General features: G+C 52.2%; 15 protein-coding genes and 1 tRNA gene. 7 read left to right on the forward strand and 9 right to left on the reverse strand.

Features of this window, described 5'->3' with window-relative positions:
- The first annotated feature begins 6 nt into the window (after positions 1-6).
- Positions 7-531, forward strand: coding sequence for a hypothetical protein (locus tag GM154_RS19000; protein WP_219653055.1), 525 nt, complete (start codon positions 7-9; stop codon positions 529-531).
- On the opposite strand, the gene GM154_RS19005 is transcribed toward GM154_RS19000, so the two are convergent.
- Positions 491-1,387 (reverse strand): bestrophin family protein, encoded by an 897-nt coding sequence (locus GM154_RS19005; protein ID WP_010794704.1) that lies wholly within the window; start codon positions 1,385-1,387, stop codon positions 491-493. The genes GM154_RS19000 and GM154_RS19005 overlap by 41 nt on opposite strands.
- Positions 1,388-1,797: 410 nt before the next feature.
- On the opposite strand from GM154_RS19005, the gene GM154_RS19010 reads away from it, so the two are divergent.
- Together GM154_RS19010 and GM154_RS19015 are read left to right on the forward strand one after the other, a co-directional pair.
- On the forward strand, positions 1,798-4,233 hold the full coding sequence (locus GM154_RS19010) for a membrane-bound PQQ-dependent dehydrogenase, glucose/quinate/shikimate family (RefSeq protein ID WP_219653056.1): 2,436 nt from the start codon (positions 1,798-1,800) through the stop codon (positions 4,231-4,233).
- Positions 4,234-4,678: 445 nt separating this feature from the next.
- On the forward strand, positions 4,679-4,891 hold the full coding sequence (locus GM154_RS19015) for a cold-shock protein (protein ID WP_010794706.1): 213 nt from the start codon (positions 4,679-4,681) through the stop codon (positions 4,889-4,891).
- A 67-nt stretch (positions 4,892-4,958) separates the two neighbouring features.
- On the opposite strand, the gene GM154_RS19020 is transcribed toward GM154_RS19015, so the two are convergent.
- Positions 4,959-5,189: a hypothetical protein gene (locus GM154_RS19020; protein WP_219653057.1), complete on the reverse strand. Its 231-nt coding sequence runs from the start codon at positions 5,187-5,189 to the stop codon at positions 4,959-4,961.
- Positions 5,190-5,338: 149 nt separating this feature from the next.
- Positions 5,339-5,680: an I78 family peptidase inhibitor gene (locus GM154_RS19025; protein ID WP_010794708.1), complete on the reverse strand. Its 342-nt coding sequence runs from the start codon at positions 5,678-5,680 to the stop codon at positions 5,339-5,341.
- 529 nt (positions 5,681-6,209) lie between these two features.
- Between GM154_RS19025 and GM154_RS19030 the strand changes: the two genes are divergently transcribed.
- The 4 genes from GM154_RS19030 (at position 6,210) to GM154_RS19045 (ending at position 8,404) form a co-directional block, all read left to right on the forward strand.
- Positions 6,210-6,446 carry a hypothetical protein gene (locus GM154_RS19030; RefSeq protein ID WP_010794710.1) on the forward strand — a complete coding sequence of 79 codons (237 nt, stop codon included), beginning with the start codon at positions 6,210-6,212 and terminating at the stop codon, positions 6,444-6,446.
- A gap of 418 nt (positions 6,447-6,864) precedes the next feature.
- Complete coding sequence (locus GM154_RS19035; protein WP_010794712.1) at positions 6,865-7,098, forward strand: hypothetical protein; 234 nt, start codon at positions 6,865-6,867, stop codon at positions 7,096-7,098.
- A gap of 133 nt (positions 7,099-7,231) precedes the next feature.
- Positions 7,232-7,546, forward strand: a complete 315-nt coding sequence (locus GM154_RS19040; RefSeq protein WP_010794713.1) for a hypothetical protein — start codon at positions 7,232-7,234, stop codon at positions 7,544-7,546.
- Between the two features lie 165 nt (positions 7,547-7,711).
- A complete protein-coding gene (locus tag GM154_RS19045; protein ID WP_219653058.1) occupies positions 7,712-8,404 on the forward strand; it encodes an endonuclease in 693 nt (230 codons plus the stop codon).
- 65 nt (positions 8,405-8,469) lie between these two features.
- Here GM154_RS19045 and GM154_RS19050 read toward each other — a convergent pair whose 3' ends face one another.
- From GM154_RS19050 to GM154_RS19075, 6 genes are all read right to left on the reverse strand, one after another.
- Positions 8,470-8,691, reverse strand: a complete 222-nt coding sequence (locus GM154_RS19050) for a hypothetical protein (RefSeq protein WP_073450168.1) — start codon at positions 8,689-8,691, stop codon at positions 8,470-8,472.
- Positions 8,692-9,076: 385 nt separating this feature from the next.
- On the reverse strand, positions 9,077-9,424 hold the full coding sequence (locus GM154_RS19055) for a hypothetical protein (RefSeq protein ID WP_010794716.1): 348 nt from the start codon (positions 9,422-9,424) through the stop codon (positions 9,077-9,079).
- 164 nt (positions 9,425-9,588) lie between these two features.
- Positions 9,589-9,665, reverse strand: a tRNA-Val gene (locus GM154_RS19060).
- A gap of 603 nt (positions 9,666-10,268) precedes the next feature.
- On the reverse strand, positions 10,269-10,784 hold the full coding sequence (locus tag GM154_RS19065; protein WP_019366989.1) for a DUF2937 family protein: 516 nt from the start codon (positions 10,782-10,784) through the stop codon (positions 10,269-10,271).
- 43 nt (positions 10,785-10,827) lie between these two features.
- The gene (locus tag GM154_RS19070) at positions 10,828-11,601 is read right to left on the reverse strand and encodes a class II glutamine amidotransferase (RefSeq protein ID WP_074824203.1); all 774 of its coding nucleotides are present in this window, start codon (positions 11,599-11,601) and stop codon (positions 10,828-10,830) included.
- Between the two features lie 246 nt (positions 11,602-11,847).
- On the reverse strand, positions 11,848-12,315 hold the full coding sequence (locus GM154_RS19075) for a hypothetical protein (protein WP_026004109.1): 468 nt from the start codon (positions 12,313-12,315) through the stop codon (positions 11,848-11,850).
- Positions 12,316-12,369 lie beyond the last annotated feature (54 nt).

Genomic DNA, 12,369 nt, shown 5'->3' on the forward strand with positions numbered 1-12,369 from the left:
CTGCATATGCGCTATCAAAAACAAGCGGTTGCGCTCGTAGTGGCTTGGTTCATGGTAGGTGGTTTCGCCCACCTGTTCATGGCCGGCTTTTTCGTCAAACTTGTCCCCATCGACGTACCCTACCGGTTTGCCATCGTTTGCTTTGGCGGCATTCTGGAAATGATGGTAGCGGTTGCGGTGCTCTTCAAAGAGCTTCGTCGTTACGCGGGCAGCGTTCTCTTTGTCTGTACGCTCCTTATGCTGCCTGTACACTTCTACACCTGGCAACATGCGGGCCTGTTTCCAGCGCTTCCTGAGTGGGCCCTGGCAGTACGTCTTGTACTGCATGCGCTTTTTCCAATCGTCATCTGGTATGGCTGTATTCATTACACCCCACCTGCCGAACTGGTAGACAGCGAGAAAGGGGCCGATAAAGGTGTCCACGGCCAGCTCCAGACTGGCGTTAGCCAGCCTGTTATGCGCACCGTAGGCGTAACGCCGGCTTCCAATGCTACTCAGTGGAGCGAACAGAAGCGTTCTCCGACTCCCTGAACATGGACGAAAGATTCTTCTCGATGTTCGCGCAGAGATCGGTCATCTGTATCTGGTGCTGGCTTTCAGAAAACGGGCTTTGTAGATCAGTTCCGATTTTCTCGAGCGCCAGCAACATAAAGCCCACTACCGTAGAGGCCAGAGGTGTAAACCAGCCTAACGACTCTACTAACCCTACCGGGACGATCAAACAGAACAGCGAGATGAACAGGCGTGGAAAGTACACATAAGGATACGGCAACGGAGTATTAGCGATGCGCTCCATACCTCCCTGCCAGTTGGAAATATCCACCATCGTCGATTCAAGACGTGCCAAACGTATGCTGTCCAGACGCCCTGCCTTGTACTCCTGGGCAATCAAAGCTGCCGAGCCGCTTAGGATGTCGTTGGGAAAATTATTGGTATCACCGCTTCGAGCCACTTCCTCAGCAGGCAACAACTCTGCAAGTCGCTCTGGAATCGGCGCCTTCTTGAGATGCGCGGCTAAAGCATTGACATAGGCCACATGGCGGCGAAACAGCACCTCCTTAATAGGGTTTAAAGCATCGCCCGGGTCATCAACCAGAATCAGAACCTGACGGGCAAAGTTGCGCGAGCTGTTAACCATCCCTCCCCATAACGTACGAGCTTCCCACCAGCGGTTGTAGGCGCTGGTGTTCCGAATACTCACCAGCATGGCCAGGGCCGAGCCCAGCAGCGTCAATGGCATCGAAGGAAGGCTCATTCGATCATCGACGAACAGCATGAAGTCAACGGTGACAACAATGTCCCAGATAAGCAGCCAAAACAGCGACCAACCTGTATAGGAAAGGGTTTTATGCAGGAATCGGTACTTACGGCGAATAAGGGTTGGCAATGCAGCGCTACTCCAAAATAAAAACTTACTAGCGCTATGACCACTGCGTTTGAAACCTGGCTCACGAAAGCCATCTCAGGAAGTTGATTCAAGATTCTTCCGGGTTAACCTAATCCGAGAGATGTCCTCTGATCGCAGCGGTAGTTGAGGCAGATCAACAGGACTTATTGCGATCGTTTTTGACAATCTACGGCTGAATTTCAAATATACGTAATAATTCAAACCACCTCTCACTTTCGCCTTTGCACAAATCCACAAAACACCTTTGCCTAACTTGAATATGCGCAGAGGGTGACAGACGGTATAAGATTGCTGTTATAAGAATTCCAACATCCTTCACCGTGCAACTCCCGGGCGACCCTTGCGGTCCAGTCCGGTGAATCCTATTTTAAGAATTTGGTATTGCCTTCATGAACGAAACGACTGGACCGTTTGCAAAAACGCGTCTTTTTTCTACGTTAGTCGGCATCGTCCTTGTGTTGATTGGTCTCGCCATGCTTGTAGGTGGCGTCAAACTGATCACTGTAGGAGGATCCTTCTATTACGCCCTCGCGGGTGCCGGTATTTTCATCACTGGTATCCTTCTCGTGCTTGCCCATCGTGCAGCACTCCCATTGTTTGCGCTCGTTCTGTTTGCCTCAACGCTGTGGGCGCTGTACGAAGTCGGCCTGGACTGGTGGCAACTGGTTCCACGTCTGGCATTGTGGTTTGTAGTAGGCATCGTTCTGCTTTTGCCATGGATACGTCGCCCCATGGCACGTAAGGCGGGTATCAGCTCAGTAGGCGCCATGCCACTGACCGGCGCGGTCGTTCTGGCCGGTGCTGCTGCAGTCGCCAGTCAATTCACCAATCCACATAACATTGAGGGCAGTCTGGATCGTGCCAGTGCAGGTACAGTGAACGCTGCCCCCACCATGCCCGATGGCGATTGGCAGTCGTATGGGCGTACATCATTTGGCGACAAATATTCCCCGCTGAATCAGATCACCCCGGAAAACGTGAATCAGCTGGAAGTCGCCTGGAGCTATCGTACCGGCGACATTCCCGGGCCGAACGATCCGCAGGAAACCACGGCTGAAAATACGCCCCTCAAGGTCAATGGAAAGCTGTACGTCTGTACGCCGCACAGCCAGGTCATTGCCCTGGACCCCGACTCCGGCAAGGAGCTATGGCGCTTTGATCCCAAGCTGAGCACTCAGAGTGCCGACAGCTTCAAGGGCTGGGCACACATGACCTGCCGTGGCGTGGCCTACCATGATGATGCCGCCTATGCACAGGCGGATGCTCAGGACAATGCGCAGGCAGCGTCTGCCCCAGCAGAGGCTACACCAGTCAGCAACTCCTGCCCTCGCCGTCTGTTCCTGCCCACCGCCGATACTCGCCTGATCGCCATAAATGCCGACACTGGCAAAATGTGCGAAGACTTTGGTGACAAAGGCTCCATCAACCTGGGCGCCAACATCGGCGGCTTCACTGCTGGTGGCTACTACTCCACCTCGCCGCCGTCAGTTACCCGTGACCTGGTCATCATTGGTGGCCATGTAACGGATAACGCCTCTACTGACGAGCCTTCCGGCGTTATTCGTGCCTATGACGTGCACGACGGCCATCTCGTCTGGAATTGGGACAGTGGTAACCCTGAAGCTACCGAGCCGATCCAGCCAGGCCAGACCTACACCCGCAACTCTGCGAACGTATGGTCCGTCATGTCAGTGGACGAAAAGCTGGGCCTGATCTACCTGCCAATGGGTAACCAAACGCCGGATCAGTACGGTGGCATGCGTACGCCAGAAGCCGAGAAATACAGCGCCGGCGTTGTCGCTCTGGATGTCAATACGGGTAAGGTACGCTGGAATTACCAGTTCACTCACCATGACCTATGGGACATGGACGTAGGTGGGCAGCCCACGCTGATGGATATCAAGACGGCTGACGGCATCAAGCCAGGCCTAATTGCATCCACCAAGCAAGGCAGCCTCTATGTGCTGGATCGCACCAATGGTCAGCCCATCGTTCCTATACACGAGACGCCCGTTCCGCAGGGCGCAGTGGAAGGCGATCATACGTCCCCCACGCAGCCAATGTCCGAACTCAACATGATGCCGCAGACACTCAAGGAAGCGGACATGTGGGGTGTGACACCTCTGGATCAGATGCTGTGCCGTATCACGTTCAAATCGCATCGCTATGAAGGCATCTACACGCCGCCTTCCCTGCAGGGTTCGATCGTTTATCCGGGCAACTTCGGTGTATTCGACTGGGGTGGCGTCGCCGTGGATCCTATCCGTCAGGTGATGTTCCTTTCGCCTAGCTACATGGCCTTTACATCCAAGCTTGTCGCACGCGAGGATGTCGAGGGTGGTCCGGCTCGCAAAAGCGAGACAGAGGGCGTTCAGCCAAACAAAGGCGCACCGTACGGTGTGATCATGGGGGCACTGCTGTCTCCGATGGGCCTGCCTTGCCAGTCACCACCATGGGGTTATGTGGCTGCTGTCGACATGACCACCAATCAGGTCATCTGGAAGCACAAGAACGGCACTGTTCGTGACAGTGCGCCTGTTCCAATGCCGCTCCCCATGGGTGTTCCAGCATTGGGTGGGGCTTTCATGACATCCAGCGGCTTGGCCTTCCTGAGCGGTACGCTAGACCAGTACCTGCGTGCCTACGATGTTCGTAACGGTAAGCAGCTGTGGGAAGGTCGCCTGCCAGCAGGTGGCCAGACAACTCCCATGACCTACACCGGCAAGGATGGACGTCAGTACATCCTGGTTTATGCGGGTGGGCATGGCTCTCTAGGCACTCGTCAGGGCGACTATGTAATCGCCTTTGCACTGCCTCAGAAGTAAAAAGCTGATAGCAGGCGGGGCTTATCTGTAGCCCCGCCTGCCTTCACCCTTCAAGCTGACATCTCTTCAAACTGCCCCGCCTTACGTCTTTCTCTCTCAACTGTCGTTTCGCTGTACCAGACGTCACATTTTCAAAAAAAATAGATCACTGTACTTTTCTTTGAATTTTTAGCCAGTTCAAGGAAATAAATACGTTTTTTAGCGGTCTATATCGCTGACCGGACAGCCTGCAATCATGGGTTTGATCATTAGATGAACTTTTGGTCTTTTCAAATGCTCATATATGATCGTAATATGATCCTGCTGTGCCCGTGCATTACTGTGAATCGCAACATGGTGTTTAGATACAGATCCAACATCGTTACGACTCCGTTACACTCAGTGCTCAGTCTCGGTCAAGACTTCCCTTTACCGAAACTTAATTTTTGAAAAGGTAAAAAACACCATGGCTAATCGCGAAACCGGTACTGTTAAGTGGTTCAACGATGAGAAAGGTTTTGGCTTCATCACCCCGTCCTCCGGCGGTGCTGATCTGTTCGTTCACTTCCGCCAGATCAAGGCTGCTGGCTTCAAGAGCCTGAAAGAAGGTCAGGCTGTATCTTTCGTGGCTGCCAAAGGCCAGAAAGGTATGGAAGCACAAGAGGTTGAAGTGGTTTAATCCACTTCCCTTGAAAAAGCCCCGTCCATGACGGGGCTTTTTTTATGCCTGAATCAAATGCAAAGGCTTAGTCAAAAAGGGGTTGGCTATCTGCGCTAATACCTGTCATTTTCTGCAGGATCTCATCCGCCGCACGCTCGGCCTCCATAAGGTCCGTAAAGGTACAGTCTGTCGCCACTCGGTGCAGAGCTTCCTCTTCCTTTCCATGCCCTTGTATGGCAATAAAGGCTTCGATGCCTGTTTCACTTTCTACCGCACTTGCCCAGGCGCGATGATCGCCAAAGATTCGCAATCCCATTAATCTCTCCTCTCGTCTAATCCGTGTTCATAAGATAGACACAGGCCAAAGCCATCCTATCCACAACGAGAGTAGATTGATCGATTCAGAGTAGACTCAGGCAGACCAACCTGATCAGAGGCATCAGTGTTGGCCCGCCCTCGGATGTATCAGCCACAACGAGCCGTCTTGATCACAAGCGCCTCATCAGTGGTAACCGTCAGGCGCTCAGAGTTGAAATCCATCGTCATGGCATCATCCGGACGCACAAGACGTGTAATTCTTGCACCAGAACGCTCTTGAAGCTGCTTGAAGAGCTCAGGAGTGGCCGTCTTGCCCACTGCATATTGCGCAGCATCAGAGTTACAACCACTTCCAAGTGCGGATGATGATGCAGTTGCATCACTGCTTCGGGTACGTTCGTTACTGCCAGACTCTGGAGAGCTGCTACAGGCACTTACAAGAACCAAGGAAGAAATTAACGCTGCCAGGGAACTCAACTTCCAAGTCATTACACTGCCTTATCGTTTACATAAAGCTCTACCATACGGACTCGAAGCACCCGGCAACAAGGGCTACTTTGTAAATATGGCTTACCGTCTTCAAGAGGGAGCGTGCGTACTCCACCGTACCAGAAAGAAACCGACCAGTAGCAAGAAGCCAACAACCAAGGTATTAAGCTCGAAAAGACTTTGAATACCTAGACGGGAAGCAATGCGGCGAGCTATGAAATAGCGCCATGTCATTTGAGGGCCAAACATGGCCATCAGAAGACAGACAAAGAGAATCCCTTGAACTACCCATCGGCATGTATACATGCAGCATTAAACCCTCTCCTAAATTAGGGCGAGATTTTCAGTGCGCCTATCAATGCTCACAATTCACATCAGTCGAAAGTGTGACGTACTTACCTTAGCAAAATGCAAAACCTATGCGTTTACGCCTGGAAGCCATTCAGGCCGCCTTTGTAAGGAATGAATTCATTATTAGCCCGTCAAAAGAGACGGCTTCATCGAATTACACCACTAAGGGAGTACGATCATGAGCAATGCAGGCAACCTGGTTATTACCTATGAAGAGGCAGGAGAACCAAGAGAACTGGCAATAGCCGACGCGCCGGCTGATGTCGATGAAGGCACTGTCCTTTTGTACGTACTGAAACAGCATGGAGGCGAAAGTCTGGAACTAGATTTCCCCCCCTATAGTGACGAACTCAACAAGCGTCGTCTGCGTGCACAAAAGCTCAACCTGCTTAACATCGACTGGGCTTATCGATAGGCATCCGCCTGCCCTGCTAGATGGGCCTTGCTACGCTTGACAGCCTGTCCTGCTTTTTCGAATCATGCGCGACTCATTTATAAAATCAGTTGGTTATAAATGAGTCGGCAACGTTTGGTTATTTGTTCTCTGCGTCCTCATCAGACTCCAGAGGAACAGGAGCCTCTTTAGGGTTAGGCTGAATCTCAGGGTCAACGTCGATCTGGTCAGGATTTATATGATCAGTTTCAGGCATGTTGGCATCTCCAAGAAGTAAGCAGCAATATTTTGGGCATTCATACCGGGTATTGGTTCTTACCTTTCTCTGCCCTTAAGCGCGTTATAATGAGAATAGAGGCAAGCCAATACGCATCGAGTCATGTCTTTCGTATCACCTACTGCCTGATCAGCATTCATTCGCTTTACCTAGAGAGTCCATATGTTACGCACAGTATTGTTTTTGGCGTTGACTGCATTCATCGCCTGCGCCTTCGGGATGTTACTTCTGGGTAATGCCTACTGGTTTACAACAGGCGGCTGTCCTTCGCATGGCGGTGTTGCTGAAATATGTGATCAAACCAAAGCCAGAATTCAGCTGGGCTTCGGTATTGCAACGATGATTGTGGCTACTATCGCCATGATTGTCTGCATCGTTAGAGACACCAGAAAATAGAGATTCTTAACGTCTTCAACCTGCAAAATAGATATCTTTAACAATTAAAGGCTCAAACAGCGCTCCCTATCGAACTACTGTATAAACTTAATGTCAGTGTGCCATCCTAAATAGTCGTTCTAAGCATACTGACATGCAACCCTCTCGCTATGATGCCGCCCGCTCCAGAATACAAGCTGCCCTGGCACCTTTGGAATGCCATTTCACCAACCGTGATTCTCGCGGTACCTTTGCCTTTAAAGCGATAGATCCTCAGGGAGTTATCCACTTTGAATCTGGGCGTATCCGTACCGCGATCTACTGCAATCCTACTTCCCTACACCACCTTTTGGTCGCCGCCCGTAAAAAACTGCTGGCTCAAAACATTGAGCTAGAATCCTGGGACGAGCGCCTTACTCTTGAGATGATTGGGCAGTGGGAAAAGGCAGCTAAGCGTACACGGCGCTAATCCTGTCGCTAGCGGGTTACATGACAGTAAGTCGCTAGCAATTACCTCTCCGCCAAACAGCTGTTTATCCATACAGCGAACCATTTCTCATTTTAGTCTTACTGCCTTCCTCAAACCCAACGCTGCCCGTTACCATCCGCGCCGATTTACTTATCGAGCACGACCATGTTTCGTATTTTTTCTCTAATTTCTTTCTTCTTTTTTATCATTCCGGCTCATGCAGAAGCGCCTCGCACGTTTCGCGAAGCCAAAGTGATAGGCGCCAAAGTCTACAAGCAGCAACCTGTAGATTTTTATTGCGGCTGCCACTACTCCGGCAAGACGGTGGACCTGAAAAGTTGTGGCTATGTGCCCCGCAAAAATGCGACCAGGGCCTCTCGCATCGAATGGGAGCACATCGTGCCTGCCTGGGTTATCGGCCATCAGCGCCAGTGCTGGCAAAAAGGAGGGAGAAAAAACTGCACCTCAAGCGATCCGGTTTACCAGAAAGCCGAAGCTGATTTGTTCAACCTGGTACCAGTCATTGGTGAAGTGAATGGCGACCGCAGCAATTTTGCGTTCGGCTGGCTGCCACAGAAACCGACCCAGTATGGAGCCTGCCAGATGGTGGTCGACTTCAAGGCCAAAAAAGCCATGCCCCGCCCAGAAATCCGCGGCATGATTGCGCGCACCTACCTATACATGAGCGAACGGTATGACTTGCGCTTATCCAAGCAGGACCAACAGTTGTATTCAGCCTGGAACAAGCAATACCCGGCCGAGCGGTGGGAGCGCCAACGAAACCAGCGCTTGGCGTGCATTATGGGTCACGGCAATAAATACGTTGGAAACGTCGATCTCAAGGCCTGTCGTACCTAAGATCACTGATCATCCTGTAGCGCTGACTGCTAACCAACGCTACAGGACAGGCGAATTGAAAGAGTTCAGGCAGGAGGGGAAGAGGAAAGAATCTGGATGGTCATTGCTACCAGAAGTGTTACGAGACCAAACAGAAGCAGTACGACGCGCCCCCACCATGTATGGTTATTCTTGACACCCACGATCAGCGCTATTCCCAGAATAGCCAGGGTAGCCGGCAGGTAACGAACCGCCCAGAGCATTACCCAAAAAATCCTTTCCCATACGTGGATCAACACGTCCTGCATTTCTACTTCCCGCGAAGAATTATTGTCAGGCTTTCATTTTACAGACCGGACACTCATGCACCCAACCTGAATGCCTACCGATGCCGCGACCATTCATCTGCCATTGCAGCCGCCCTTACCTGCCCACTTCAAGTTTCGCCTGTTACGCCGATATGTCATGTAGCTCAGGCATATTTCCGGCCTTAATGTCCCACTCATCACATAGCGAATTCATACAGGCAGTCACTCGCGATGATCAGTAAAAAGCCCTTCACGCCCACCGAAAAATTTCTCTACGTTTCCGTCCCGGTCGTTTGGGTCATTTTATTCGGCGCACTTTTCTCATACCTCTAGATGACTGAGAGCGTGCTCTCGAAACAACCTAAAGGGCACGCTGCTTAACCCGTTAGTCAATGCAATACTTAACCGCCTCGCGAACATCGCTGGGCCGAAGAGGATTGTTAGCCATGCGTTCGTGCAGTGTGATGTGACTGCCACGAGAGCTATCGTCTACATGGATAACCGCAGCAGGAATAGAAGAAACCTTGGATGGCACAATAATTCTTTGCTCGCTAGCTGTTCCTGCCAGCGTTGCAGGCGCCCGACTTTTAGCCAGTCGATCAACCAGGCATTGGGTATAGGCCTGAACGTCCTTACCTGATCTGACATCCATTGAAGGCGGACTTTGCTCCAGATCTTTTACGCTTGCACACCCGGCGAGTAGAAGCACGGCTCCTACACAAAACCATTTCATTACCCACTCCTGGCACCGTGACTCGTCAGTCAGAAGACCTGACGTTATACGTCAATTTGAGAACATTATTGAGCTGTGTTTGAGACGAAATGTTTTAACGACCCAAACAAAAAAGCCGATCCTTTCGGATCGGCTTCTTGCCCCGCCAGCAGTGCGGGAATATTTGGTAGGCACGATTGGACTCGAACCAACGACCCCCACCATGTCAAGGTGGTGCTCTAACCAGCTGAGCTACGTGCCTGCTGTGGGTGCGCATTTTACGGAATCAGACTGGGTCGTCAAGCATTTTTCTTCTAAATTACTGAAAAGACGAAAATTTATTGGCATAGCCTGAAATCCGGTAATTCCCTAGTGAGAGAACTGAACCTTAAATGGCTTGGCAACCGGATAGGCTAGATCTTCTCCCTTGCATACCGACAACCTCCGCTTAAACAGCCCTTCAGCCAACTTGATGACTACAGTAACTTTCGCCTACGGAGAAACCTGTTGCCTCGGCCAGAGGCCGCGCAAGTCTGCCATTCCACCATATCCCTGGGACGATGGCCTATCACCTCGCGCCCTACCTTGCGCCCTTCTTCAGCGACTCGCTCAATCGACAGCGGACTTGTATCTTTCAAAGCCACTACCGGCTCATCTATACACCTGACCAACGCATACAAAGTATCTATGCCGTATCGGTCAAGAAGATGCTCGGCAGTGATACGGATATGGATCAGCGTCGTGGTTATCACGAAGCGTACTGAAATCAGGCCCACCAAAGCAGGCGACTGCGGTCGATAGAGGCAGTTGCCTACACTGCAGGCTGAGCGACACAAAAAAGGCCGGAATTTTCCGGCCTCTCAATTTAGACGAGACGTCGGGCTGGCCTACGCCGCGGCATGATAAGTACAGCCAGTGCTAAGGCGATGGCCTCGATGATCCAGGACAGTAAAAAGGCACAGGCCAGCCCCCAACCGATACATTCAGGCGTCAGGACAACCTGATAACGGTAGCCTTGCCACGTCTCTTCAAGTATTGCTGGGTTAGCCTTGGTAAAGACATGCCAGGCGCGCTCATACCAGCGGCCCTGCAATGCCTGCCATTGCGAATCGAGCATTTGCTCACGGCGCATCAGCATGCCAAGGCTATCGGCATCGCTCTGGAAGACCGGATCATCACTGGCACGATAATGGGCTACCAGACGATCCATATCACCGCCAAAAAACTCGCCTGCCGTTTTGCGATACCCTTCCAATGCCTGATGGGCTTCAAGGCGATGGGCCTCGATACGCTGGCTGTAATCAGTGATAAACCCTGGTATCTGCACACCAACCAGAAGGCCTAGCGCAAACAGGATTAGCCGGATGTAACTACGCAGCATCATAACTCCTTGCGTATTGAATGGCAGGCTTCGCTACAACCGTTTAGACCCGCCCCTGGGTGACGATTTCGCCATCCCACCATAATTTCCACTCACCAGGCTGATGAAGCGCCCAGGTTTCGTTGGCCGTCAAAGGCTCTGTCGCAATCACTGTAACCACATCATCAGGCGTTGTTTCAGCCTTGAAATCTACCGTCAGGTCGGCGTCCTTCAAGTGCGCCGGACCAAACGGGGCCCGTCGCGTAATGTGGGCCAGCTTGGTCGAACAAAACGTGAACAGCCAGTCACCGTCACTCAGTAGACAGTTGAACACACCAAAGCGGCGAAAGTGATCGCAAGTTCCGACCAGAACAGGCAGGAGCATTTCGACAGGCACCGGATCGGGAAAACGCCGCCTGACCTCATTGAGCAGATGACAGAATGCCGCCTCACTGTCCGTGTCCCCTACTGGCTGGAACAGACCGGGATCTGGTGCGAACTCGTTGAGTTGGCCATTATGGGCAAAACACCAGTAGCGCCCTCCCAGCTCCCGAACGAAAGGGTGTGTATTGGCAAGGTTTACCGAGCCGACATTAGCGTGGCGAATATGCGCGATAACCGTGCGACTCTTGAGCGGATAGCCCTGGATCATGCGAGCCACTTCAGAATCCGCTCCCGGCATGGAATCCTTGAACATGTGCAGTCCGCGTCCTTCGTACAGCGCCACGCCCCAGCCGTCCCGGTGGGGACCGGTACGTCCTCCTCGCTGCATCAGCCCCGTCAGGCTGAAGGTGATATCGGTAGGAACATTGGCACTCATGCCCAACAATTCACACATATCCAGACCTCATTCGATACGGCACGAGAGATGCTCTAATAGCAGGCCCTCTGCCAGACAATGAGTATGTCCAAGAAACAGTTTCGAATCAGCTGTTTGACGACGATACGGCAATAAAACGGCTACCTGACGGTACTCCCGGCGGCTTCCTATCATTCACTTGTTTTATGAACATACACAGAGATGGACCCAGCCAGACGGAGAACATTCGCCCCAGCCTGCAAACAGACAAGGGCGGCGTGATAGCTACAGGCGCGGCTCGATGCGCGTACGACGCTCTGGGACCCGTGATGGTGGGGATGATGGCGAGGGGTTGTTCGCTGCCGTGGGAGCAGGCTGGTCGGCAGGCGGTGGTGTCTGGTTGGCAGCCTCATCATTGCGTCGGGAGCGTTGAAACAGCCAGCGGATCAGCGCGAAGATGAAATATGCCGCGAATGCGATACACCCATACAACGCCATTTCCGCCACAGCCCGCCAGGCACTGTTTCCTACATGGAAGCCGAGATCCATGACGACAATGGCGCTGGAGGGTGCGTAAAAGCTGTGCTCAGGGTCTGCTATCGTCGGAGAGAACAGTATCAGGGCAACAATCAAACGGATGGGTTCTCGCAGCCAACGCCACATCCAGCCGGTCGCTTTGAAACACACCCATAGACAGCCTAGTGCGGCAACACCATAGACAGCCCAGGCAATCAGGTAATCATGCTCAGTCATTTCGATACATGGCGGGTCTATAAAAAGGATGCCTATGATAGCGACTTTTGCACG

Source organism: Pseudomonas sp. MAG002Y (assembly GCF_019400845.1).
In the GTDB taxonomy this organism is placed as follows: Bacteria; Pseudomonadota; Gammaproteobacteria; order Pseudomonadales; family Pseudomonadaceae; genus Chryseomonas; species Chryseomonas luteola.

Excerpts from the sequence above, each read along its gene's own strand:
- GM154_RS19000 (WP_219653055.1), top strand. The coding sequence starts at position 7 with ATGCGCTATCAAAAACAAGCGGTTGCGCTCGTAGTGGCTTGGTTCATG.
- GM154_RS19010 (WP_219653056.1), top strand. The coding sequence starts at position 1,798 with ATGAACGAAACGACTGGACCGTTTGCAAAAACGCGTCTTTTTTCTACG.
- GM154_RS19015 (WP_010794706.1), top strand. The coding sequence starts at position 4,679 with ATGGCTAATCGCGAAACCGGTACTGTTAAGTGGTTCAACGATGAGAAA.
- GM154_RS19020 (WP_219653057.1), bottom strand. The coding sequence starts at position 5,189 with ATGGGATTGCGAATCTTTGGCGATCATCGCGCCTGGGCAAGTGCGGTA.
- GM154_RS19025 (WP_010794708.1), bottom strand. The coding sequence starts at position 5,680 with ATGACTTGGAAGTTGAGTTCCCTGGCAGCGTTAATTTCTTCCTTGGTT.
- GM154_RS19030 (WP_010794710.1), top strand. The coding sequence starts at position 6,210 with ATGAGCAATGCAGGCAACCTGGTTATTACCTATGAAGAGGCAGGAGAA.
- GM154_RS19035 (WP_010794712.1), top strand. The coding sequence starts at position 6,865 with ATGTTACGCACAGTATTGTTTTTGGCGTTGACTGCATTCATCGCCTGC.
- GM154_RS19040 (WP_010794713.1), top strand. The coding sequence starts at position 7,232 with ATGCAACCCTCTCGCTATGATGCCGCCCGCTCCAGAATACAAGCTGCC.
- GM154_RS19045 (WP_219653058.1), top strand. The coding sequence starts at position 7,712 with ATGTTTCGTATTTTTTCTCTAATTTCTTTCTTCTTTTTTATCATTCCG.
- GM154_RS19050 (WP_073450168.1), bottom strand. The coding sequence starts at position 8,691 with ATGCAGGACGTGTTGATCCACGTATGGGAAAGGATTTTTTGGGTAATG.
- GM154_RS19055 (WP_010794716.1), bottom strand. The coding sequence starts at position 9,424 with ATGAAATGGTTTTGTGTAGGAGCCGTGCTTCTACTCGCCGGGTGTGCA.
- GM154_RS19065 (WP_019366989.1), bottom strand. The coding sequence starts at position 10,784 with ATGCTGCGTAGTTACATCCGGCTAATCCTGTTTGCGCTAGGCCTTCTG.
- GM154_RS19070 (WP_074824203.1), bottom strand. The coding sequence starts at position 11,601 with ATGTGTGAATTGTTGGGCATGAGTGCCAATGTTCCTACCGATATCACC.
- GM154_RS19075 (WP_026004109.1), bottom strand. The coding sequence starts at position 12,315 with ATGACTGAGCATGATTACCTGATTGCCTGGGCTGTCTATGGTGTTGCC.